This is a genomic window from Paracoccus sp. NSM, assembly GCF_052379855.1.
Lineage (GTDB): Bacteria > Pseudomonadota > Alphaproteobacteria > Rhodobacterales > Rhodobacteraceae > Paracoccus.
In genome coordinates this window covers 1-23333 of the sequence record NZ_JBQTCG010000016.1, presented here as the reverse complement: position 1 = coordinate 23333, position 23333 = coordinate 1, and the positions used below count along the sequence as shown (strand labels likewise).

20 protein-coding genes and 1 tRNA gene are annotated in these 23333 nt (G+C 67.9%); 5 read left to right on the top strand and 16 right to left on the bottom strand.

The annotated features are described in order from the left end of the window. The first annotated feature begins 36 nt into the window (after positions 1 to 36). Positions 37 to 1683 (top strand): recombinase family protein, encoded by a 1647-nt coding sequence (locus ACTZWU_RS15530; RefSeq protein ID WP_444738273.1) that lies wholly within the window; start codon positions 37 to 39, stop codon positions 1681 to 1683. On the opposite strand, the gene ACTZWU_RS15525 is transcribed toward ACTZWU_RS15530, so the two are convergent. Continuing rightward, positions 1645 to 1734, bottom strand: a tRNA-Ser gene (locus ACTZWU_RS15525). The genes ACTZWU_RS15530 and ACTZWU_RS15525 overlap by 39 nt on opposite strands. 106 nt (positions 1735 to 1840) lie before the next feature. On the opposite strand from ACTZWU_RS15525, the gene ACTZWU_RS15520 reads away from it, so the two are divergent. Both ACTZWU_RS15520 and ACTZWU_RS15515 read left to right on the top strand, forming a co-directional pair. Further along, complete coding sequence (locus tag ACTZWU_RS15520) at positions 1841 to 2713, top strand: hypothetical protein (protein ID WP_444738272.1); 873 nt, start codon at positions 1841 to 1843, stop codon at positions 2711 to 2713. Then, on the top strand, positions 2710 to 3813 hold the full coding sequence (locus tag ACTZWU_RS15515; protein WP_444738271.1) for an NUDIX domain-containing protein: 1104 nt from the start codon (positions 2710 to 2712) through the stop codon (positions 3811 to 3813). Before ACTZWU_RS15520 ends, ACTZWU_RS15515 begins: the two co-directional genes overlap by 4 nt. Before the next feature lie 216 nt (positions 3814 to 4029). Here ACTZWU_RS15515 and ACTZWU_RS15510 read toward each other — a convergent pair whose 3' ends face one another. Genes ACTZWU_RS15510 through ACTZWU_RS15500 form a run of 3 tightly spaced genes read right to left on the bottom strand, consistent with a single transcriptional unit; the run spans position 4030 to position 7838 of the window. Continuing rightward, a complete protein-coding gene (locus ACTZWU_RS15510) occupies positions 4030 to 4929 on the bottom strand; it encodes an NAD(P)-dependent oxidoreductase (protein WP_444738270.1) in 900 nt (299 codons plus the stop codon). A gap of 12 nt (positions 4930 to 4941) precedes the next feature. Further along, complete coding sequence (locus ACTZWU_RS15505) at positions 4942 to 6426, bottom strand: aldehyde dehydrogenase family protein (RefSeq protein ID WP_444738269.1); 1485 nt, start codon at positions 6424 to 6426, stop codon at positions 4942 to 4944. After that, entirely contained in the window at positions 6423 to 7838 is a 1416-nt protein-coding gene (locus ACTZWU_RS15500) for an amidase (RefSeq protein ID WP_444738268.1), read from the bottom strand. Before ACTZWU_RS15500 ends, ACTZWU_RS15505 begins: the two co-directional genes overlap by 4 nt. A 94-nt stretch (positions 7839 to 7932) precedes the next feature. On the opposite strand from ACTZWU_RS15500, the gene ACTZWU_RS15495 reads away from it, so the two are divergent. Continuing rightward, positions 7933 to 8739: an IclR family transcriptional regulator gene (locus tag ACTZWU_RS15495; RefSeq protein ID WP_444738267.1), complete on the top strand. Its 807-nt coding sequence runs from the start codon at positions 7933 to 7935 to the stop codon at positions 8737 to 8739. Here ACTZWU_RS15495 and ACTZWU_RS15490 read toward each other — a convergent pair. The 7 genes from ACTZWU_RS15490 to ACTZWU_RS15460 all read right to left on the bottom strand — a co-directional run bounded on the left by ACTZWU_RS15490 (position 8736) and on the right by ACTZWU_RS15460 (position 17705). Beyond that, complete coding sequence (locus ACTZWU_RS15490) at positions 8736 to 9866, bottom strand: M20/M25/M40 family metallo-hydrolase (protein ID WP_444738266.1); 1131 nt, start codon at positions 9864 to 9866, stop codon at positions 8736 to 8738. The genes ACTZWU_RS15495 and ACTZWU_RS15490 overlap by 4 nt on opposite strands. Beyond that, the gene (locus ACTZWU_RS15485) at positions 9863 to 11032 is read right to left on the bottom strand and encodes a M20 aminoacylase family protein (RefSeq protein WP_444738265.1); all 1170 of its coding nucleotides are present in this window, start codon (positions 11030 to 11032) and stop codon (positions 9863 to 9865) included. Before ACTZWU_RS15485 ends, ACTZWU_RS15490 begins: the two co-directional genes overlap by 4 nt. Next, positions 11016 to 12689: an ABC transporter ATP-binding protein gene (locus ACTZWU_RS15480; protein ID WP_444738264.1), complete on the bottom strand. Its 1674-nt coding sequence runs from the start codon at positions 12687 to 12689 to the stop codon at positions 11016 to 11018. Before ACTZWU_RS15480 ends, ACTZWU_RS15485 begins: the two co-directional genes overlap by 17 nt. Beyond that, positions 12689 to 13564: an ABC transporter permease gene (locus tag ACTZWU_RS15475; protein WP_444738263.1), complete on the bottom strand. Its 876-nt coding sequence runs from the start codon at positions 13562 to 13564 to the stop codon at positions 12689 to 12691. The genes ACTZWU_RS15480 and ACTZWU_RS15475 overlap by 1 nt, the downstream gene beginning before the upstream one ends. Next, positions 13564 to 14505 (bottom strand): ABC transporter permease, encoded by a 942-nt coding sequence (locus tag ACTZWU_RS15470; RefSeq protein WP_444738262.1) that lies wholly within the window; start codon positions 14503 to 14505, stop codon positions 13564 to 13566. Before ACTZWU_RS15470 ends, ACTZWU_RS15475 begins: the two co-directional genes overlap by 1 nt. Positions 14506 to 14583: 78 nt before the next feature. Next, positions 14584 to 16149: an ABC transporter substrate-binding protein gene (locus tag ACTZWU_RS15465; RefSeq protein WP_444738261.1), complete on the bottom strand. Its 1566-nt coding sequence runs from the start codon at positions 16147 to 16149 to the stop codon at positions 14584 to 14586. Beyond that, positions 16134 to 17705: a M81 family metallopeptidase gene (locus ACTZWU_RS15460; protein ID WP_444738260.1), complete on the bottom strand. Its 1572-nt coding sequence runs from the start codon at positions 17703 to 17705 to the stop codon at positions 16134 to 16136. Before ACTZWU_RS15460 ends, ACTZWU_RS15465 begins: the two co-directional genes overlap by 16 nt. A 127-nt stretch (positions 17706 to 17832) precedes the next feature. Between ACTZWU_RS15460 and ACTZWU_RS15455 the strand changes: the two genes are divergently transcribed. After that, positions 17833 to 18576: an IclR family transcriptional regulator gene (locus ACTZWU_RS15455; protein WP_444738259.1), complete on the top strand. Its 744-nt coding sequence runs from the start codon at positions 17833 to 17835 to the stop codon at positions 18574 to 18576. A gap of 6 nt (positions 18577 to 18582) precedes the next feature. On the opposite strand, the gene ACTZWU_RS15450 is transcribed toward ACTZWU_RS15455, so the two are convergent. From ACTZWU_RS15450 to ACTZWU_RS15430, 5 genes are all read right to left on the bottom strand, one after another. Further along, positions 18583 to 19332 carry an SDR family oxidoreductase gene (locus tag ACTZWU_RS15450; protein ID WP_444738258.1) on the bottom strand — a complete coding sequence of 250 codons (750 nt, stop codon included), beginning with the start codon at positions 19330 to 19332 and terminating at the stop codon, positions 18583 to 18585. 123 nt (positions 19333 to 19455) lie between these two features. Further along, a complete protein-coding gene (locus ACTZWU_RS15445; RefSeq protein WP_444738257.1) occupies positions 19456 to 19677 on the bottom strand; it encodes a hypothetical protein in 222 nt (73 codons plus the stop codon). Between the two features lie 250 nt (positions 19678 to 19927). Beyond that, positions 19928 to 21439: a TniQ family protein gene (locus tag ACTZWU_RS15440; RefSeq protein ID WP_444738256.1), complete on the bottom strand. Its 1512-nt coding sequence runs from the start codon at positions 21437 to 21439 to the stop codon at positions 19928 to 19930. Between the two features lie 2 nt (positions 21440 to 21441). Beyond that, positions 21442 to 22404: a TniB family NTP-binding protein gene (locus tag ACTZWU_RS15435; RefSeq protein WP_444738255.1), complete on the bottom strand. Its 963-nt coding sequence runs from the start codon at positions 22402 to 22404 to the stop codon at positions 21442 to 21444. Beyond that, on the bottom strand, positions 22401 to 23333 hold a 933-nt coding region (locus ACTZWU_RS15430), incomplete at its 5' end, for a Mu transposase C-terminal domain-containing protein (protein WP_444738254.1). The genes ACTZWU_RS15430 and ACTZWU_RS15435, both read right to left, overlap by 4 nt.

Below are 23333 nucleotides of genomic sequence, written 5' to 3'. Positions count from 1 at the left end.
GGTAGCCTGTGCCCATCGACCTTCAAAGGGCACACCATGACCCCTCCGACGTCAGCAAAAGCCACCCAACGCGCCGCGCTCTACCTGCGGGTCTCGACCGCGCGGCAGGCCGAGCATGACGTCTCGATCCCCGACCAGAAGCGGCAGGGTGAGGCCTGGTGCGCCGCCCGGGGCTATGAACTGGTCGAGACCTTCGTGGAACCCGGCGCCTCGGCCACCAACGACCGCCGCCCGGAATTCCAGCGCATGATCGTGGCGGGCACGTCGCGGCCCGCGCCTTTCGATGTCGTCGTGGTCCATTCCTTCAGCCGCTTCTTCCGCGACCATTTCGAGCTGGAATTCTACGTCCGCAAGCTCGCAAAGAACGGCGTCCGCCTTGTCTCCATCACGCAGGAGATGGGCGACGATCCGATGCACGTGATGATGCGGCAGATCATGGCGCTCTTCGACGAATACCAGTCGAAGGAGAACGCCAAGCATGTGATGCGCGCCCTGAAGGAGAACGCGCGGCAGGGCTTCTGGAACGGTTCCTTGCCGCCCATCGGCTATCGCACCGTCGCGGCCGAGCAGCGCGGGGCCAAGGTAAAGAAGAAGCTGGAGATCGACCCGCTCCATGCGGAAACCGTGCGGCTGATCTACCGCCTCGCGCTGGAAGGCGATGGCACAAGCGGCCAGATGGGCGTCAAGAACATCGTCAGCCACCTCAATCGCAACCGGATCTTCACCCGCGATGGCGGGCGCTGGGGCATCGGCCAGGTCCACCGCATCCTCACCCGCCGCACCTACATCGGCGAGCATGAGTTCAACAGGCGCGCGAAATCGAAGGCCCTGAACCCGGAAAGCGAGGTGGTGATCGTCCCCGTGCCGCCGATCATCGACCGCGCCACCTTCGATGCGGTGCAGGCGCTCCTCAAGGCGCGCAATCCCAAGGTCATGCCCGCCCGCGTCGTCAGCGGCCCCACGCTGCTGACCGGCCTGATCCACTGCGCCAAATGCGGCGGGGCGATGACAATCCGAACCGGCAAGGGCGGGCGCTACCGCTACTACGCCTGCTCCACCAAGGCACGGCAGGGGGCCACCGCCTGCAGCGGCATGGCGGTCCCGATGGAGAAGCTCGACGATCTGGTTGCACGGCATCTGGAGGAGCGGCTGCTGCAGCCCGAGAGGCTGCAGACCATCCTCGCCGCGATCCTCGACCGGCGGCAGGACCGCAGCGCCCGCCAGCGCGCCCTTGCGGCCGATCTTGCCAAACGGGCGGCCGAGGCCGAACTGCGCCTGAAACGCCTCTATGATGCGATCGAGGCGGGCGTGGCCGATCTGGACGACCCAGCGCTCAAGGACCGCATCGACGGCCTCAAGGCGATCCGCGATCAGGCCCGCTCCGAGGAGGCCCGCGCGCAGGCCCTGCTGGACCAGGCCAGCCAGACTGCCGTCACCCCGCAGATGCTGAACCGCTTCGCTGCAGCTGCGCGCGACCGCATGCGCTTGCCCGGCGGCGGCTTCCGCCGCGACCACCTGCGCGCCTTGGCCCAACGCGTCGATGTAGCGGAAGGCGAGGTCCGGATCATCGGATCGAAGTCCCGGCTGCTCACGACGCTCACAGCGCAGGGTAGCGGAAACGCAGTGCCCATTCAGGGACTGAAGTGGCGGAGAGGGTGGGATTCGAACCCACGGAACCCGTGAAGGCTCAACGGTTTTCGAGACCGCCCCGTTCGACCACTCCGGCACCTCTCCGCGCTCTTGGGTGGTGGGCAGGCATCTAGAGGCCCGGGGGTTGAAGCGCAAGAGGGATTTTACGAAAACTGGCGGAAATGTCTCTGACCACGAAAGGTGGTGCCGAATGCCCTTGGGCCTCTGTCTGACCGCGATGCTGAACCTGTTGCCGGTCGCGCCCGCGCCCCATCCCGCCCATGCGCCCGCGCCGTTGTGGCACGCAGCGCAGGAACAGCAGCAGGGACAGCGCATCTGGGACGCGCTGCAGATGCAGACGCTGGTCCCCACGCTTCAGCAAGAGGCTCGGAACGGCGCCGCGCAGCTGGTGGAAGAAGGGCTGATGTCGGCCGAGGCGCCCTCGTGGCCCGAGATCGTCGCGCGGATCCATGAGCCCGCACGGCTGGGGCCCATGTTCCGCGACGCCCTGGGCCGCGCGGCAGGACAAGCCGATCCCCTCATGCTGGATCGGGCGCTGGCCTTCTACGAGAGCGGGCCGGGCCTGCGCCTGGCCGCGCTGGAGCACAGCGCCCGCGAGGCGATGCTGGACCCCGAGGTCGAGGAGGCCGCCCGGCTGGCCTTTGAGCGCGCCGACGATGCGGACGAGCCCCGCGCCCGCCTGATCCGGCGCCTGATCGACGAGGCCGATCTGGTCTCGCCCAATGTGGCGACAGGGATGAACACCAGCATCGCCTTTTCGCAGGGCTTCGCCGAGGGGGGCGGCTTTGACATGGCGCCCACCCCCGACGAGTTGCTGGCCGAGGCATGGGGCCAGCAGGACGAGATCGCCATCGAGGCCGAGACCTGGATGCAGGCTTTCCTGATGCTGGCCTATTCGCCGCTGAGCGATGCCGAGATCGACGCCTATATCGACTTTGCCACCGCGCCCGAGGGGCTGCTGCTGGCCGACCTGCTGTTCACCGGCTTCGACGAGGTCTTCGTGCAGACCGCGCGCGAGATGGGGCTGGCCGCCGCGATGCGCGACGAAGGCCAGCGGTTGTGAGCGTGGTGCTGCTGGGGCCGCTGGCCCACCCTGCGCTGGCCGCGGTGCTGCGGGTCGAGGGGCAGCCCGTCGCGCTGTCGGGGCGGCTGACGGGCGGCGCGCGGGCCGGGATCGACCGTGACGCATGGCCCGCGCTGGTGCCGGACGATGGAACGGTGTCCGGGCTGCGCGTCACCCCCGGCCCGGAGCTTGCGCGCTATGCGGCGGTGATGGGGCTGGCGCCGCAGGCGGTTCAGGGCGAGACCGTGCTAGGGATCGGCGGCGGCGCGCCCGGAGCCCCATGGGACGCGACGAACTGGGATGCCGCGCTGGCCGCCGAGATCGCGCGGCAGATCCTTGACGCCCCTGCCGATGCCGATGCGGCGCATCTGGCCTGGCGGCTGCCGATGACCGCGATCTGGGCGGCCAGCCGGCTGCGTGCAGGGACCTCGCCCCTTTCGGGCGGGGGCGTGGTGGCGCCGCGCGATCCGGGTGACGTGCAGGTCCATGCGCGCCGGCGCATCGCCTCGGGCTATTTCGCGACGGATGAACTGGTGCTGAGCCATCGCCGCCATGATGGCGGCATGACCGAGCGCATGACCCGCGAGGGGTTCCTGATGGGCGATGCGGTCGTCCTTCTGCCCTGGGACCCGGTGCGCGACCGCGTGCTGGTGATCGAGCAGTTCCGCCCCGCCCCCTTTCTGCGCGGCGATCCGCAGCCCTGGCTTCTAGAGCCGATCGCGGGCCGGGTCGATGGCGGCGAAAGCGTCGAGGATGCCGCCCGCCGCGAGGCGCTCGAAGAGGCCGACCTGACGCTAAGCCGCCTCTTTCATGCTTTCGACAGCTATCCCAGTCCCGGCGCGGTCTGCGAATTCCTCTATCAGTTCGTCGGCATCGCGGATCTGCCGGACGGGGTCGAGGGCATCCACGGCCTCGACGGAGAGGCCGAGGATATCCGCGGCCACCTGCTGGCGCGCGCGGATCTGACAGCCATGGTGCTTGCGGGGCAGATCACCAACGGGCCGCTGGCCTCGCTGGCCCTGTGGCTCGAGGTGCGGGCGGGCCGGATGCGGGCGGAACTGGGGCTGCCGGGCGGCGGTTCGGGTGGGGCCAAGGCTTGAGGCTAAGGCACCGGGATCTCGCGGGTCAGTCTGTCCTAGGCGCGAGATTGCGCCCGCAGCGCAGCGATGCGGGATCACCCCACGCGGTCCGCGTTCCGTGCCGGGTAGAACGGACCATATCGCGTGGGACACATCGGTCAGCCACACCGTGGTCAGCGACACCGGGCTTGCCATTTCGCCGGGCAAAGAGACGCGCCCCGTGCGGCGGGCGCAAGATCACGGCGTGTCCGGGGGGCGCTGTGCGGGCGCCTCGCGCAGGATCTCGGCCAGTTCGGGCAGCATCGCCTCGCCTGCGCCGATGGTCACCGCATGGGCCAGCGCCTGCCGCAGGCCGTCGGCCGCCATGCGGGCGGCGCCGGCCTCGGTGGCCATCTGGACATAATAATCCAGATCCTTGGCGGCATTGGCGATGGAAAAGGGCATCGCAAGCCGGTCGCCACGGGTCAGGAAGGGCTCGATCCGGTCCAGCGCCACGCTGGCGCCGCCGCCCGCCCGAAGCACCGCGACCAGATCCCCGGGCGCAATGCCGGCATCCTGTGCCTGCGCGGCGGCCTCGGCCAGGATGGTCAGGAATCCGACCGAGACGTAATTGTGCAAAAGCTTCATCCGGTGGCCCGCGCCGATGGGGCCGACATGGGTGACGGCCTCGGCGAAGGTGTCCAGAACGGGGCGCATCGCGGCCAGCACCCCGGCCTCGCCACCGACCAGCAGGTTCAGGCGGCCTTCATGGGCGGCCTGCGCCGTGCGCGTCATCGGCGCGTCGAGGTAATGGCCGCCCGCCTCGGCCACCAGCTCCGCCATGCGCTGCGTGGAATGCGGCAGCGACGTCGAGCAGTCGATCACCGTCGCCTCCGGGGCCAGCGCGGACAGGACGCCGTCGGCAGAGGTCAGCACGGCCTCGACCTGCGGCGAGCCGTTCACGCAGAGGATCACCGCATCCGCCCCGCCCGCCACGGCGGCGGGTGACAGGGCCGCCCGGCCGCCAAGCGACAGGATCTCGTCTGCCGGGCGGTTGCCGGGATGGTCCAGAAAGACCAGAGAATGCCCCTTGATCAGCAGGTTGCGCGCGATGCCGTGGCCCATATGACCCAGCCCGATCAGTCCCACTTGCGCCATCGCGCGCCCCTTTCAGTCCGTGTTGATCCAGATGGCCTTGGTGTCCAGAAACTCGTCCAGATGCTCGGTCCCGCCCTCGCGGCCATGGCCCGACATCCGCACCCCGCCAAAGGGAATGGCCGGGTCGATGGCGTGATACATGTTGACCCAGACCGTCCCCGCCCGCAGCCGCCGCGCAACCTTGTGCGCGGTGCCCAGATGACGGGTGAAGACACCGGCAGACAGTCCGTAAGGGGTGGCGTTGGCGCGGCGCACCGCGTCGTCCAGATCGTCGAAGGGCAGGACCGACAGGACGGGGCCAAAGATTTCCTCGCGCGCGATGGTCATGTCGTCCGAGACCTCGGCAAAGATCGTGGGCTCTATGAAATGCCCTGCCAGCCCGTCAGGGTTCGCACGCGCGCCGCCGGTCAGCAGCCGCGCGCCCTCGTCCCGGCCGCGTTGCAGATAGCCTTCGACCCGCGCGGCCTGACGGGCCGAGATCAGCGGACCCAGATCGACCTCGGGGTCGATGCCGTGGCCAAGGCGCAGGCCGCGCGCGTGATCGGCCAGGCGGGACAGCACCTCATCCTCGATCTCGCGCGCGACGAAGAGGCGCGAACCGGCGATGCAGATCTGCCCGGAATTGGCAAAGACCGCCATAGCCGCCACCGGGATCGCCCGGTCCAGATCGGCGTCGCGGCACAGGATCACCGGCGACTTGCCGCCCAGTTCCAGCGAGACGCGCTTGATGTTGCCGCCCGCCGCCCGCGCGATGGCGCGCCCCGTCTCGGTCGAGCCGGTAAAGGCGATCCGGTCGATCCCCGGATGGGCGGCGAGCGCCGCCCCCGCATCCGCGCCAAGCCCGGTCACGACGTTCAGCACGCCATCGGGCAGGCCGCATTCCTGCATGATCCGCGCGAGCTTCAGCACCGTCAGCGAGGCTTCCTCGGACGGTTTCAGCACCACGGTGCAGCCTGTCGCCAAGGCGGGCGCGACTTTCCAGACCGAGCCCGCTATGGGCGCGTTCCACGGGATGATCGCGCCGACCACGCCAAGCGGTTCGCGCACGGTCATCGAGACGATCTCGCCCGGAAAGGAATTCGCGATGGTGTGGCCGTGGATCGCTACCGCCTGCCCGGCATAGAAGCGCAGCATCCCCAGCACGCGGCGGCTGTTGGCCAGGCTGCGCTGGATCGGCATGCCCATGTCCAGCGTGTCCGAGAGGCACAGATCCTGCCATTCGGCCTCGACCCGTTCGGCGATGCGCAGCAGCAGGGCCTGCCGTTCAAAGGGGGTGAACCGCGACCACGGCCCCTCGAATGCGCGGCGCGCGGCGGTCACGGCGGCGTCGATATCGGCGGCGCCCCCCTTGGGGATCGTGGCCAGCAGGCGGCCATCGGCAGGGTCGCGGGCCTCGATCGTCTCGCCCGACAGCGCGTCGCACCAGCGGCCGTCAACCAGCATCCGGCGCGGGCTGCCGTCATACATCGCGGCGGCGCGGTCCGCCCAGCCGGTCATGCGGGCGCCCCCTCGACCATCGGCCAAGGGCGCGGCGCGGGGGCGATGGCCTCCCATGCGCGGGCGGCGCGCAGGACGCCCAGATCGTCAAAGCGTCGGCCCGCGATCTGCAGACCGATGGGCACCCCCGCCGCGTCATGCCCGCAGGGGACCGAGATCGCGGGCTGCTCGCCCAGATTGAAGGGCATGGTGAACCCGATATGCGCCATCGTGCGCGCCATGTCGTTGTCGCAGGGGCAGGCCCAATCCGCCGGAAAGGCCGTGTTGGGCGAGACCGGCGACACGATCAGGTCGTAACGCTGGCTGACCTCGGTGGTGCGGCGGCGGACCTCGATCGTGGCGGCGTAGTCGCGATAGACGGCCTCGCCGCTGCGCCCCAGCCCGGCCTGGGCCCATTCGAGGATCTTGGGCAGGATCTTCGCGCGCCGTTCTGCGGGCAGGTCGCCCGTCTCGACGCCCGCGCGGGTGCGCCAGAAATCATCGACATGGCGCAAGAGATCGGGCGTCATCCAGGGGTCCAGGGCCTCGACCAGCGCGCCGGCCTCGCGGAAGCGGTCGGCGGCGGCCTGAACGGCGGCCATGACCTCGGGCGCGACGGGCATCCCGCAGCCCGCATCCAGCAGCAGCCCCACCCGCAGCCCGCGGAGCATGCCGTCCAGATCCTGCCAGTCCAGCGCGGCGGGGGGCAGGTTCATGTGGTCGCGCCCGTCCGCCCCCGACAGGACCGCCATTGCAAGCGCCGCATCCGCAACGCAGCGCGTCATCGGCCCCGCGACACGGCCCATGAAGGGCGGGTCGATCGGCACGCGGCCAAGGCTGGGCTTCAACCCGACCAGCCCGCACCAGGCGGCAGGCAGCCGGATCGAGCCGCCGATATCCGTGCCCAGATGGATCGGCCCGTAGCCCGCCGCCCCCGCAACCCCCGCCCCCGCGCTGGAGCCGCCGGGATTCATCGCCATGTTCCAAGGATTGCGCGCCAGCCGGTGAAAGCTGGACAGGCCCGAGGACAGCATCCCCAGATCGGGCATGGTCGTGCGTCCGACAAAGACCGCCCCGGCCTCTCGCAGGCGGGCCGCGGGGGGCGCGTCCTCGCTGCGGGGCGACAGGTCGGATGCGGCGGTGCCAAGCGGCATCGGAACGCCGCGCGTGGCGATGTTCTCCTTGATCGTGACCGGCACGCCGTCCAGCACCGCGCCATTCACCGCCACCGGCGCGCCCGCCCGCCAGCGCGCCTCAGAAGCGCGGGCCTGCGCCATCGCCTCGTCGCGGTCCAGATGCCAGATCGCGTTCAGCACGGGCTCGCAGCGGTCGATCTGCGCCAGAACGTCCGACAGAACCTCGACCGGAGAGAACCGCCCCGCGCCATAGCCCGCGACAAGTTCGGTGGCGCTCAGCTCGTTCAATCCGGTCATGTCTTGCCCCCTTGCGGATGGTATCGCAAAGCGATACGGTCGTATTGATTATCATACTAGGCCCCCGTCGCGCGGCCCGTCAAGGCGCATGAGAATGACCGACATCACCCGCCCCGTCCTGCCCCCCCTGCCCGTCCCCGCGCCGCAGGACGACGCACTTTTCGTCGATTCCATCGCGCGGGGCTTTCGGGTCCTGTCGGCCTTTCACGGCGCCTCCGGGCCGCTGTCTCTGGGCGAGATCGCGACGCTGAGCGGGCTGACCAAAAGCGCGGTGCAGCGGATCGTCCACACCCTGCGCCAGCAGGGCTATCTGCGGCGCGACCCCGCCGACCGGGGCTATCTGCCGGGGCTGCGGCTGCTGGATCACGCGCTGGATTATCAGCGCCTGAACCCCGAGATCGCGCGCGTCCTGCCCGTCCTGATGGAGCTGCGCGCCGCGACCGGAGAACGGGTCGATTTCAGCCTGCGCGACGATCTGAGGCTGGTCTATGCGCTGCGCTTCCAGTCCAAGCGCGGCTTCTACGCGGCCTCGCTGATCGGGACCAGCGTGCCGCTTTACTGCACGGCGGGCGGGCGCGCAGTGCTGAGCCGCCTGCCCGAGGACGAGGCAGCGTCGGTCATCGCAAGGTCCTCGCTGGTGCCCTATTCCAGCCCCACCCTGACCGACCCCGCCGCGATCATGGCCCGCGTGGCCGAGGCGCGCGAGGCAGGCTTTGCCATCGCCGAGGAACAGATCGTCGCGGGCGAGATCGCGCTTGGCGTTCCCGTCCTGGACGAGGCAGGGCGACCCATCGGCGCGATCCATGTCGCCGGATCGCTGGCCGAATGGGATGCCGACAGCTTCGCCCGCAACTTCGCGCCGCTGGCGATGACCGCCGCCGGATCGCTGAACCGGGGTTAGCGGATCTCTGTCAGCAGCCCTGCGGCCAGACGGGCGCGTTCGGGCAGGCTGGCGACCTCGATATGTTCGTCCAGCGTGTGCAGGCCCTTGCCCCGGACGCCGATGGAATCCAGCGTGGGCACCCCCATCGCGCCGGTGAAGTTCCCGTCCGAGCCCCCGCCCGACCGGTCCGAGGACATCTCGAACCCGATGCGGCCCGCAATGTTTCGCGCCAGATCGTAAAGCGCCATCGTGCCGGGCTGCGGTTCCCAGACCGGGCGGGTGACGCCGCGCGTCACGATGAACTCGACGCCGTTCTCTTCGCCCTGCAGGGCCATCATCGCGGCGACGCCCCGGTCCAGATCGTCCTCCGTCTTGGCCATCGACAAAGCCTCGGCCCGGCATTCCGAGGCCACGCAATTGACCCATTGTCCGGCATGGATGACACCCACGGAAAAGGTGCAATCCTCGGTCGTCATCGCCTCGATCTGAAGGATGCGGCGGGCCATGGCCGCGATGGCCGACCGCCCGTCCTTGAGCGCCCAGCCCGCATGGCTGGGCCGCCCGCGCGTCAGCAGATCATAGCGCGCGATGGCGTAGCGGCCGATCACCGCGCCCCCGTCGGGCAGCGCGGGTTCGGGCAAGAGGACGGCCCGCTGTCCGCGCGCGGCATCCTCGATCAGGCCGCGCGTGGCGGGGGTGCCGACCTCCTCGTCCGGGGTAAAGAGGAACGTGACCGGCAGGGGCGTGGTCAGCCCGGCGCGGGCGATCTGGCGCATGGCTTCCAGAAAGACATAGTTGCCGCCCTTCATGTCCATGATGCCCGGCCCCCAGGCCTTGCCGTCCTCCACACGGAAGGGCAGCTTTTCCAGCGTGCCGACCGGATGGACCGTGTCCATATGCCCCGAGACAAGGATGCCCGGCTTGCCCTGATCCGGATGCGGAAAGCTCGCGCGGATCGAGGTGCCGAAGCCCTTGGTCCCCGGCACAGTCTCGACCGCGGCACCGATCTGCGACAGGTCGCGCGCTGCCAGATCCATCATGCGGCTGACGGCGGCGGCGTCCCATGTGGGGCTTTCGCATTCGATCCACGGGCGCAGGCCCGCCAGCATCGCATCCGCGTCAAAGGGCAGGTCAAGCGCGCTCATGCCGCCACCGGCAGGCGGCGTTCGATCAGGCGGGCATAGATGGACGCGCCGACGGGCAGGATCCCCTCGTCCAGCACGAAGCCCGGATTGTGCAGCGGCACGGTCCCCGCATGGTCCAGATTGCCGTAGGCGCCGGGCACCTGTTGCAGCATATCCGCGAAATCCTCGGAGCCGGTGAAGGGTTGTGCGTCGTCGCGCACATTGTCCGCACCCAGCACATCGGCGGCGGCCTCTGTCCAGGCGTCGGACAGGTCGGCATCGTTCACCAGCACGTCGAAGATCTCGCGGAATTTGCAGGTGATCGACAGATCGAAAGCCTGCTCCGCGCCCTCGCAGATGGCGCGCATGCGGGATTGCATCAGGTCGCGCACTTCGGGGCGGAAGAAGCGAATCGTGCCGGCCAGCGTCGCGGATTCGGGCACGACGTTATAGGCGCTGCCCGCATGGATCTGCGTCACCGACAGCACCGCCTGATCCAGCGGCGCGACGTTACGGCCCAGGATCGTCTGGAACTGCCCGACCAGCCCCGAGGCCGCGACCAGCGCGTCGCGCGATTGCTGGGGCATCGCGGCATGGCTGCCCTTGCCCGTCACGGTGATGTCGAAGAACGACGCCCCCGCCATGGCCGGACCCTTGCACAGGGTCGCGCGGCCCGGCTGGCCGTTGGGCTGGTTGTGCATTCCGTAGACCTCGTCCACGGGAAAGCGGCGGAACAGCCCGTCGGCGATCATCGCGCGGGCGCCGCCCAGACCTTCCTCGGCGGGCTGGAAGATCAGGACGGCGGTGCCGTCGAAATTTCGCGTCTTTGCCAGATATTGCGCGGCGCCCAGCAGCATCGTCGTGTGGCCGTCATGGCCGCAGGCATGCATCTTGCCGGGGTTGGTCGAGGCATGGGGAAGCCCCGTCGTCTCGTGGATCGGCAAGGCGTCCATGTCGGCGCGCAGGCCGATGCGGCGGTTGCCCTGCCCCCGCCCGCGCAGGATGCCGACCACGCCGGTCCTGCCGACACCCTCATGCACCTCGTCCACGCCCCATTCGCGCAGCTTCGCGGCGACGACCGAGGCGGTGCGGACCTCTTCCATCCCGATCTCGGGATGGGCATGCAGGTCGCGGAAGATCGCTGTCAGGTCAGACGCGGCGGCGTCGATTTCAGGCAGGTTCGGCATGGATCACCTCTGGCATCTCGCGGAAATTCTGAAAGTCCCAGGCCCGGCCGGGGGCGGCCTCGATCAGGGCGCGGGTATAGGGGTGGGCGGGCGCGGCCAGGACCTGACCCGCGGGGCCGTGTTCGACCACCGCGCCCCGCTGCATCACGATCACCTCGTCGCAGATCTGGGCGGCGACACGCAGGTCGTGGGTGATGAAGACGATGGCGATGCCCAGATCGCGCTGCAACTGGTCCAGAAGGTCCAGCACCTGAGCCTGAACGGACACGTCCAGAGCCGAGACCGCCTCGTCCGCGACCAGCACGTCGGGGCGCATCATCACCGCGCGGGCGATGGCGATGCGCTGGCGCTGCCCGCCCGAGAACTGGTGCGGATATCGGCGCAGCGCATCCTCGGGCAGGCCCACGACGCCCATCAGGCGCGCGGCTTCGGCCATGGCCTCGGCGCGCGAGGCGCCGTAGTTCAGCGGCCCCTCGATCAGGCTGGCGCCGACCGTCCAGCGCGGGTTCAGCGATCGCATTGGGTCCTGGAACACGACCTGAAGCTTCTTGCGATGCGGACGCAGGGCGGCGCGCGAAAGGGGCGCGATATCGGCACCGTCCAGCATGATCCGCCCAGAACTGGGGTCGATCAGCCGCATGATGCAGCGCGCGACGGTGGACTTGCCCGACCCCGATTCCCCCACGATCCCAAGCGTGCGTCCGGGCGCGAGGGTAAATCCCACATCCTTGGCCGCATGCGCCACCGGCAGCTTGCGAAAGAGACCGCCGCCGCCATAGATCTTGTTCAGCCCCTCGACCCGCAGGACCGGATCACCGCCCGCCGCGCGCGCGGGGCGGGGCGCAAGGCTGGGCACGGCGCGCAGCAGTTTCTGGGTGTATTCGGCCTGGGGGTCGCGCAGCAGGGTCTCGACCGCGCCATGCTCGACGATCTCGCCCTGCTTCATCACATAGACGGTGTCGGCGATTTCGGCGACCACGCCCATGTCATGGGTGATGAACAGGACGGCGGTGCCGTGCTTTTGCTGCAATTCGTCGATCAGCGACAGGATCTGGCGCTGCGTGGTCACGTCAAGCGCGGTCGTGGGCTCGTCGGCGATCAGCAGGACGGGCTCCAGCACCAGCGCCATTGCGATCATGATGCGCTGGCGCTGCCCGCCCGACAGCTGGTGCGGATAGGATCGGAAGATGCGCTCTACATCGGGCAGATGGACCTGCTCCATGATGGCGATGGCGCGCTTGCGGCGTTCGGCGGCGGAAAGGGTGGTGTGAAGCTCCATCACCTCCATGATCTGGTCGCCGACGCGCAGGACGGGGTTCAGCGCGGTCATGGGTTCCTGAAAGATCATCGCCACGCGGGCGGCGCGCAGATCGCGCATCTGCGCCTGGCTCAGCGCCAGAAGGTCGCGGCCCTGCAGGTGGATGCTGCCGCCCGCGACCTTCAGTGCCTGCGGCAGAAGCCCCATCACCGCCAGCGAGGTCACGGATTTCCCGGACCCGGATTCGCCCACCAGGCAGACGGTCTCGCCCGCGCGGATGGTCACGTCGATGGATTTCAGCACCGCAGGATTGCCCGGCGTCTCGGGCAGGGTCACGGTCAGGTCGCGGGCGGTCAGGACCACGTCGGCCGCGTCGAAATTGCCTGTCTTGAAGCGCATCAGCCCGCCCTCTTCTTCAGCCGTGGATCCAGCATGTCGCGCGCGGCGTCCCCCAGAAGGTTGATCGACAGGATGCACAAGGACAGCGCGATCCCCGGATAGAGGATCAGTTCCGGTTTGATGCGGAAGAACTGGCGACCCTCGGCCATGATGTTGCCCCAGGTGGGCGTCTCGGTGCTGACGCCCGCGCCCAGAAAGGACAGGATCGCCTCGGTCAGGATGGCCGAGGCCAGGATATAGGTCCCCTGCACGATCAACGGGGCCAGCGTGTTGGGCACCAGATGCCGGATCAGGATCTTCGGCATCGAGGTGCCAAGCGCGATCGCGGCCTCGACATAGGGTTCCTCGCGCGCGGACAGGATCACGGCGCGCACCAGCCGCACGACGCGGGGGATCTCGGGGATGGTGATGGCCGCGATGACCGATCCGACCGACGGGCCATTCAGCGCGACCAGCGCGATGGCCAGAAGGATCGAGGGGATCGCCATCAGCGCATCCATCGCCCGCATGATGATCGCATCGGCAGTGCGGAAGAAGCCCGCGATCAGGCCGATCACCAGCCCCAGGACCACCGCGACCGCCGCAGTGGCGATGCCGATGATCAGCGAGAGCTGCCCGCCGATCAGGACGCGGCTGAAGATGTCACGACCGAAATTGTCGGTGCCAAGGGGGTGCGCCGGGGACGGGCCCTGCAGCCGGGCCATCGGGTTCATGCTCAGCGGATCATGGGGGGCGATCCAGCCGGCCAGCAGCGTCAGCAGGACGATCACCGCCAGGATCAGTGCCGCCAGCCTGGCGCCAAGGCCGAAGGCCGGCAGGCGCAGCGCGCGCAGGACCGGCTGCATCGCCGCACCGGGTTGAGGTGTCTGGGCCATCAATAGCGGATCCTTGGGTCAAAGAGGCTGTAGCTGAGGTCGATCAGCAGGTTCACCAGAACGTAAAGAAAACTGGTCAGCAGGATCATCGCCTGAATCACCGGATAGTCGCGCGCAAGGATCGCATCGACCGTCAGCCGCCCCAGTCCGGGGATGTTGAACACGGTCTCGGTCACGACGACGCCACCGATCAGCAGCGCAAAGCCCGTGCCGATCACCGTCAGGATCGGCACGGCGGCATTGCGCAGCGCGTGGCGAAAGAGAACGCGGCGCTCGGGTGCGCCCTTGGCGCGGGCGGTGCGGATGTAATCCTCGCCCAGAACCTCCAGCATGTTGGCGCGGGTCATGCGGGCGATCAGCGCGACATAGATCGTGGACAGCGTCAGTGCGGGCAGGAAGGCCGTGGACAGAAACGCCCCCAGACCCTGCGACAGCGGCTTGTACCCCTGAACCGGGAACCAGCCCAGTGTCAGCGAAAAGACCAGGATGAACAGATAGCCGATCACGAAGACCGGGACCGAGAAGCCCAGAACCGAAAAGGCCATGACCGCGTAATCCACGCCGCTGCGGTGCTTCCACGCGGCCAGCACCCCCATCGGCACGGCGATCACCACCGACATCAGGATCGTCAGCACCGCGATTGAGATCGTCGGCCCGATCCGGTCCGCCACCATCACCGAGACCGGTGTGTTCGAGATCAGCGACACGCCCAAATCGCCGCGCATGAGCTGCCCGATCCACGTGGCGAACTGGACGGGGATCGGGTCGTTCAGGCCCATCGCCTCGCGGATGCGCTCTAGCTGGGCGGGGGTTGCCATGTCGCCCGCGATGATCGCGGCCGGGTCGCCCGGCGTCAGGCGCAGCAGCAGGAAGACGAAGATCGCGACCAGCAGCATGACGGGAATGACGGCAAGACAGCGCCGCAGGATGTAGCCGGACATGGGGCTTCTCCGATAAGGGCCGGGGGTCTGGCAGAGGGCGGCACGCGGCCCGCCCCCTGCCGGATCAGGGGGGACCGATCACTCGGCCTTGTTGATGCCCCAGAAGACCGGGACCGGGCTGTCGATCATGTCGGTGATCGTCGTGCGGCGCGCCTGCGGCAGGGTGTATTGCCCAAGCGGCACCAGCAGCACGTTGTCCATGACGTGATCCTGGATGCGGGCCGCGACCTCGACCTGAGCCTCGGCGTCAGCGGCGTCGATGAACTCTTCCTTCAGGCCCTCGATCGTCTCGTCGGTCGGCCAGCCGAACCAGGCGTCATTGCCGCGCCCGTTCAGCATCGGGTTCGAGATCGGGTTCGAGATCTCGGGCACCATCCAGTTGGTGATGAAGACGTTCCAGCCGCCCTCGGCCGGGGCCGACTGGCTGGCGCGGCGCGTCACCAGCGTCTGCCAGTCCATCGGCTGCATGTCCACGTTGAAGCCTGCCTCGCGCAGGGCCTGCGAGACGACGACCGGCTGCGTGACCAGCGCGACCAGATCGGTCGGCGCCATGATGACGACGGGCGTGCCGTCATAGCCCGCCTCCTCCAAAAGCGCGCGCGCCGCGTCCTGCCCGCCGCCGTCGGTCAGCGTCTCGGACCCGCCGGTGCTTTCCAGCGGCGTGCCGCAGCCAAGAACCGCGCCGCAGACCTGATAATATTCGGGGTTGCCGACCATCGCCGCCAGAACGGGTTCCTGCGTGATCGCCTTCAGCGCGGCCTGCCGGATCAGCTGGTTGTCAAAGGGCGGGTGCAGGAAGTTCATCCGCACCATCGTCTGCATCCCCGTCGGCTCGCGCTTTTCGACGACGACGTCCGGGTCACCTTCCAGCAGGGGGATCAGATCGACCTGCATCGCCTCGATATAGTCGATCTCGCCGCTTGAGAGCGCGTTCACCGCCGTCTGCACGTCGGGCATGTTGACCCATTCGACGCGGTCCACGTTCACGACCTTGCCGCCCGCCATCCAGTCGGCGGGTTCCTCACGGGGGACGTAATCCTCGAACTTTTCGTAGACGACCTTGAGGCCGGGCTGGAACTCGGCTTCCACGAAGCGGAACGGCCCCGAGCCGACATATTCGGTGATCGCCTCGTCGGCGGGCGTCTCGGCCACGCGGGCGGGCATGATGAAGGGCGGGATCGCGGATTGCTTGGACAAGACGTCCAGCATCGGCACGAAGGGCTCGGTCAGGGTCCAGGTGATCGTGCGGTCGTCCGTGGCCTCGAGGCTGGCGGTGCGGTCCATGATGACCTGGCCCCCCGCATCGCGCTGCGCCCACCGGTTCAGGGACGCGACCGCATCCGCCGCCGTTACCGGCGCGCCATCGTGAAAGACCAGCCCCTCGCGCAGGGTGAAGGTCCAGGTCAGCCCGTCATCCGAGGTGGTCCAGTCGGCCATTTGCGGCTGCGGCTGGAATTCGCTGTCCTGCGCGACCAGCACGTCATAGATCATGTAGGCGTGGTTGCGGCTGATATGGGCCGTGGTGATGATCGGGTCCAGCACGCGAAGGCCCGAATGCATCACGGCGGTGATCGTGGTTTCGGCAAAGGCCGTGCCGGCCAGCATGGTCGAGGCCAGAAGGCCTGCAGTCAGTCGGTTGAACATGATGTCCTCTCTGTAGGGCGATGGTGCTGGCCGGTCTTGGCGCCGGGTTGCGCGGTTGCGGAAAAAGGCTGGCCGCCGGGCTCAAGCCGCAGGCCGGGGGCAAGGTGGCGGAAGGGCAGCGATGCCGGGCTGACCGTCATCGGGCCGGGTGCGGCGCAGGTCAGGATGCGCGCGGCGATGGGCGCGAAATCGGCCCGGAAATGGTTCGAGCTTTTCACCACGAGGATTTTTTGCGCCTCGGGCTCGACCCCCAGAAAGCGGAACATCTGACGGTCGGCCATCTGCGCCTTTTCCGAGGTGGCAGCGATCCGCACGCCCCCGATCCGCAACAGCGCCGAGGGGCCAAGCCGCAGATGCACGCCGCCGAAATAGGGGCCGGTCGCGTGACAATGCCCGTCCGACAGGGCCTCGACGACGAAGCGCCCCTGAAAGGGTGCGTCGCCCGGCACGCCCGAACGCCCGCCAAGGGCCAGCGACACCTGCGCGCCAAGCCCCGCCGCATGGGCCGCTGCCGCCGCGTCGGGATCGACGATCAGGCCGATCGCCGCGTCCTGTGCATCCGCCGCGACCAGCGCGCGCAACAGCCCGGTCGTGTCGGAATTGCCGCCCGCGCCGGGATTGTCCTGCGTATCGACAAGGATCACCGGACCCTGCGGGGCCAGCATCGCCTCGGCCACGGCCTCGTCCGGGCTGTGGACCTGTCCGGCAAAGGCACGCTCGGCCCCGGCCAGCGCGGCGGCGATCCGGTCCGCGATATGGTCGGCCTGCGCCTGATCGTCGGCATGAACCAGGACCGAGGGGCGGCAATCCATGAAATCCGCAGCCGGAAAGCCCATGAACAGCGAGGCGCAGGCCCCTTCCGCGTCGGCCGCCGCAACCAGATCGTAAAGCGCCTCTGCGGGCTGTTCCGATGTCGCCTGCCAGGCGATGGGGATCAGGTAATCGCCCTGCCGAAAGGCGGTGCGCCGCGGCCTGCCGTCCAGCAGGCGCTGCAATTCCTGGGCGGCGCGGCGACCCGTATCGGCCATGTCCACATGCGGATAGGTGCGAAAGCCCACCATCACGTCGGCATGGGCGACCATGCGCGGGGTGATGTTGCCATGCAGATCAAGCGCGGCGACGACCGGCACTTCGGGGCCGACCACCGCGCGGACGCGCGCCAGCAGCGCGCCCTCGCCGTCGGGTTCGTTCTCGGCCACCATCGCGCCGTGCAGATCCAGCAGCACGCCCTCGACCGGACCCAGATCGCGCAAGGCCGCGACCAGTTCGTCGGTGATAGAGTCGAAACATTCCTCCGTCACCGGCGCCGAGGGCACCGCCCCCGCCCAGATCAGCGGCAGAAGCGTCCAGCCCGCCTGCCCTGCATGGTCGATCATGCCCGCGACCGGCAGGTTCACGCCACGAGCGCGCTCGATGATCTGCGCACCCCGGCTCAGCGGCAGATAGCCGCCGCCCTGTTCAAAGGCCGCCATGTCGGCAGGACTGGGCGCGAACGAATTGCTTTCGTGCACGAAACCGGCAAGGGCGATGCGCGGGGTCTGGGCAGGATAGGACATCTGTATTGCTATCCGATACGGCTGCATTGCATAATGAGATTAGAAGCCCGGTTTTCCACCTGTCAACGCCCGAGACACGCCAATGACCGAAAACGATCATTCTGACCCGTCCAAAGGCGCGGACGGCATGTTCAACCAATCCCTTGCCCGCGGGCTGAGCGTTCTTGAATCCTTTCGCGATGCCGACCGTCCCCTGTCGCTGGCGCAGATCGCCGCGAGGACCGGCCTGACGCGTAGCGCGGCGCAAAGGCTGGTCCACACCTTCCGCAAACTGGGCTATCTGACGCTGTCCGATGATGGCCGGGGGTTCCTGCTGAATCTGCCGATCCTGGACCTGACGCATGATTACCTGCGGATGAACCCGGTTCTGCGCCGCGCCAGCCCGGTCCTGCTGGAATTGCGGCGTCAGGTGCAGGAACGGGTGGACCTGTCGCTGTTCGACGGGACGCGGATGGTCTATGCCACCCGCCTGCAAAGCAAGCGCGAGGCGTTCTTTGCCACGCTGGTCGGCCATAGCGTGCCCTCGACCGGGTCCTCGGGCGGCTGGGCGGCAATGGCCCTGTTGCCGGATGCCGAGATCGACGAGATCCTTGCCCGCGCGCCGCTGCGCGCCCTGACGCCGCGCAGCCTGACCGACCCCGACGCGATCCGCGCCCAGATCGCCACGGCCCGGCGCGACGGTCACGCGCTGGCGCTGGAACAGGTGCTGATGGGCGAGGTCGCCATCGCCATGGCGATCCCCGATGCCCAGGGGCGCCCGGTCGGCGCGGTCCATATCGCCGGATCGCTGGCCGAATGGCAGCCCGAGGATTTCCGCCGCCGCATGGCCCCGCCCCTGGCCGAGGCGATACGGGGCATCCGCGCGGCCTGACCGCGATCAGTCCGCCAGACCGATGCGGCGCCGGATGTCGGGGTCGCGCAGCGAGATCTCGTCGCCCAGCCAGGGATCGGCTTCGGGGCCGCACATCCAGACCAGTGCGCGGGCGGGCCATTCCGGCGGGATATGCACGGACCAGTCCAGCTGGCTGATCGGGCTGACCCCGCTGTCGCGGATCGCGCGCTGCATGTCGGTCGCGACCGTGCCGGGCGACAGGCTGATCGCGCGGATGCCGTCGCCCCGCGCCTCCAGGTCCAGTGACCGGGTCAGCATCAGCGCCCCCGCCTTGCTGGAGCAATAGGCGCTCCAGCCCTCTTGCGGGCGATGGGCCGCGCCCGAGCCGACGGTCAGCACCGTGCCGCCCCCGGCCGCGCGCATCAGCGGCAGCACCGCCCGGATGCCGTGAAAGACGCCCTTGATGTTGACGTCGATGCATTCGCCCCAGGCGTCGGCATCGGCCTGATCCAGAAGGCTCATCGGCCCGATCAGCCCCGCATTGTTGACCAGCACATCCAACCGCCCGGCCCGGTCGTGCAGGGCCGCGACAGCCCGCTTCATGTCACGGGCCACAGCCACGTCGCCCGCCAGAGGCAGGCCACCGATCTCATCGGCCAGCGCCTCGACCGCATCGGCGCTGCGGGCCATCACGCCGACCAGCGCGCCCGCCGCGGCAAAGGCCCGCGCTGCCGCCGCCCCGATGCCGCGCGAGGCCCCGGTCACCAGAACCGCCTTGCCCGCCAGATCGACCATATCGCGCCCTCATGCTTGTCCGCGTCCTGTTGTGCGGGCGCGGACAAGCGCGCGTCAAGAGGCCGGGCGCGGGGTCAGACCATCGTTCGTCCGGTTGGGATCATCACCCCTGACGCAGACCGTTCAAGGCGACGGGTTCCGCTTCCGCACATTCGGCCGGACCTTCTCGTCCAGCGCCAGAAGCAGCAAGATGGCCAGAACCGGACTGCCGAACAGGCTGATCAGAGCCCAGTGGCCGGGATTGCGCCCCCGGGCATTGGCCATCCGCATCGGAATGCCGAACCACAGGAACAGAATGCCCCAGAGGGCGGCCAAAGCCATAAACGCTTGGGCTATCTCGATCATGATCTGCCACCCTCCCCGTGGCCAGAGGACAATGCCTGCCCACTTCGTGCCACGCGGCGCTGATCCCGGATCTGTAAGTCCTAGCATAAAAGTGCCATTCGGTTTCGAGATTATCCAGCAAATACTGGGTTTCTATTCGTCAAACGGCGGACAATTCTGCCATTTTGCACAGATAAAGTTGCCATCGAAAGTTCAAAAAAATGTCCGCTGAAAGCGGCCAAAACGAGGGTGGTGTCGATGCTTCGGCGTATCACATTTGCGGGCCCCGGACCTTTCCCATATCGATTCGCAGCGCGTTGAAGCCCCTGTCGCCTTCGGCGCGGCCAATGTCCTTCATCCCGCCTGCGAAAATCCGTTTCAGGAGATCGCGCATCGGGACGCGAGTGCGCTTGGTGCACTGCGCGAGAGTCACCCACCTCTCAGGCAAATGTGACATCTCCGACGCCAAATGGTGCAGCCGTTCCAAGACGAGATCGACCTCCTGGCTGTCAAACCCACACTTGTCCCGCTTGTTTTCGCCTTGGCTGCGGAACAACGGCGTGAGATGACCCAGGTCGATCAGGCAGCTGACGATCGGCCGCGTCGCATTCATCCTCGCAGGTAGCTTCACGAAGGGCACAGACCGGTTGAACGCCGCTGCTGCATCCTGCCCCTGCTTGGCATCGACAAGAAGGATGGAATTGGACTTCCCGGCATCGTCCTGCGCAACGAGGCGACGCTCGACGAGGATCTTGCGCAGCGTCTGGCGATGGACGCCGGTTTCCAGCGCAAGCGACTGGACTGAGTATTTGTGGCGCCGCGGGATGGGTGCGCCCAGCAGTTCCCGCCCGACGCACACGTCCATGTTCCGCAGGATGTAGTTCCGCAGGAGTTGCTTGATCGGACCGTGATCGGAACGATCACCCGGCTCCAGCAGCCAGCGGTAGAGTTGGCCGAAGACCGTGGCGTAGTTCTGTCCGCCTTGGCCTCGGTCCATTGCCAAGACATGCAAGGTGTCGAAGGCGGAGTGCAGGCCTGCTTTTCCTGCGGATGTCCATTGCCACCCTGAGCGACCGGCCAGGTCCCAGCCGTCTCTATCGATCGAGCTGAGGTTGATGCTCGTTCCGAACGCCATCACGATGCCGAGCATCTGGGTGGCCTTGACCGCCTGTTCCAGCGTCTGGCCGTCCAGCCATTCGGGGCCCTTCCGGCCGCCGAGACGATTCATAACATAGCTCTGCAGGGGCGACGGTTCGCGGTGCAGCCCGGTCCGTGCGAGATCGAGAAGTGCCTCGGCCCGCTCCGGGACATGCACGAGGAGCTTGTGGCGCATGTTGTCCCGGTGGTCGCGGGCCCGATGGATGAGAGCGAGGCCATGCGTAGGACAGGTGGTGACAACCCGCAGGCTCCAAGCCAACCGATCCCGCCGCGCGATACCGGGATTGCCGGCATGACGATCATCATCGAGGAGACAGAGGGGACAGAAGCGCGTCTCCTCACGCACCATCATCGAGGCAGGAATGCGTTCGCCCCGGAGGACGAAGTTCTGGCTTCCTGTAGAGGAGGCGGTATTGCGCCATACCGTTTCCACATTCTGTCCCGCGGCATGGCACAGCCGAACAATCACCGCGCGGCGGCCATGGAGTAGATCAGAGTGCGCAATCCCCTCGTCGGACAGGAACGTCCTCAGGCTGGGACACCCGTGCAGCACTGACAGGCGGGCAGCCCAGGACGCCGGCGTTTCGTCATCGTGGAACGGCAGGCAAGGGAAGAGCTGAGCCATGATCAGTTCCTCCGCCCGCGCCGCCTGGCAGGAGGCTCATCATCATTCCGGTCAGGATCGATCGCGCGCCAGTCGTCGGCCAGGAAGACATTCCTTCCCGGCTGACAGCCTTCCAGCATCGCCCATGCCTGCGCAAAGTGATCGTTGGACAGGCAGTCAGCGCCGCTGCCCAGAGCCGCTTCGATGGCGTTGAGGGTGGTCTCGATGCTGCGGCCGAACCGGAAGCGCGACGCGTGGAAGAGCCTCGCCACCAAATCCTCGGACAAGTCGGTATCCAACCAGGCCTCCGCGCAGTAGGACCCGATCAGGTCGTCGAAATCCTCGCGATCGGTCGCAGCGCAGACGGGGCGCAGCTGCATCGTCGAGAAGCGGCGCTGGACCTGCGGATCGCTGCGGATGATGTCGTGCAGCCGCTCGGTGCCGGAGAGGATCACGATGACTGCCTCGTCACCCTGCATCAGCGACTTCAACGCGCGCAGGATCATGGCACTGTCCTTGCAGAAAAGATCATGAGCCTCGTCGATCCACAGCACGGAGATTCCCAGCATCTTGAGGCGTGTCCTGATCTGGTCCCAGATGCTCCAGGCCTCCCGACGATCCGATACCGACGGGTAGCCGCTGCGTCGCAGGATCTCGAAGCCCAAACTCTTGAACGTGGCAGGGCTGGGAACGCTGACCCCCATCCAGGCTGGTCCATGGGCGCCTTCCTGAAGGGCCGGGTGCTTGGCAAGCGCGTGGGCCACGGTCGTGGACTTTCCGCCGCCGGGGCCGTCCACAACGAGGATCCCGCGTGTCTCGGCGGTGGTCGAGAACCTGACGGCCTCCGACGTCAGGTTGCCGGAGGCATCGCGGCGCAGGAGACGATCGAGATGGGACCGAAACTCGTCATCCCGGGGGGCCTTTGCATGGAGCGCGCGCAGTTCCTCCATGATGCGCGCGTTCCGCTCGTAGTCGATCCCGCTCACTTGTCGAACCTCGACGCGCCATCTTTCCTCGTGCCGCGCCTTGGGGTGGTCGACGATCCGGTGGCGGCGGGTGTGTCTTCACGTTCCCGGACGACCGAACGGCCAATCCCACCCGTGCGCGCTGCCTTCTGCGGCGTGGGACCGGCCTGGAAGCCGATCATCAGCTTCTGTTCCTCCCGGCGCACACGCTCTTCGGACCACTCATCGACAAGCAGACCTTTCGCCGCCTGAGCATCCTCGGAGCGTTCCCGGATATCGCGCAGCGCGGCAAGCACAACCTTCTCGTCATAGCGCTTCCGCTCAGGATCGGCAGCCCGAACGTCGCGAACTGCAGACGCCCAGAGCTGCGCGCTTAGACCGTGCGCTGCGTCCATGACCGCGGGAACGGTCATCCACTCCTTGTCGAGCCGGACCTCGATCTCCCCGATGTCACTCGGCAGCCAACGCACCTCCACGTCGCGTTCGCGCCTGTGCAGCATGTGAACCGCAAGATTATCCGAATGATACCGCACGCCCAGCACCGTGATGCCCGTCTTGTCCAGCTTCCGCATGAACTTCTCGCCAAAGATCCGGCGGGAGGTGCGGGTGTCCGGAGGAGGCGTGACGCCCCATTTAGCGGTGAGCCGCTCCCAACATTGCAGCGGCGTCTCGCCGCCAAGACCGGAGTGCGGGGTGTTGTGGTAGACGTCCACAACCCATCGCACGAGCACAAACGCGAGGTCGTTTTCGTTGAGGCATGCACGGTCTGCCGGATTGGCGTCTCCCTTTTCAGCGATGCTCGAGAAGGTGCGCCCCGGTAACTCCGGCAACAGGCCTGTTCCTGTGGTCCTGAAAAAGCGCTCGATGATGCCGCGAAGCTCCGGAAGGCCGGCAACGCTGCGGAGGGCAGAAATGCTGAGATCGCAACAAGCAGTTTGGAACTCTTGCTG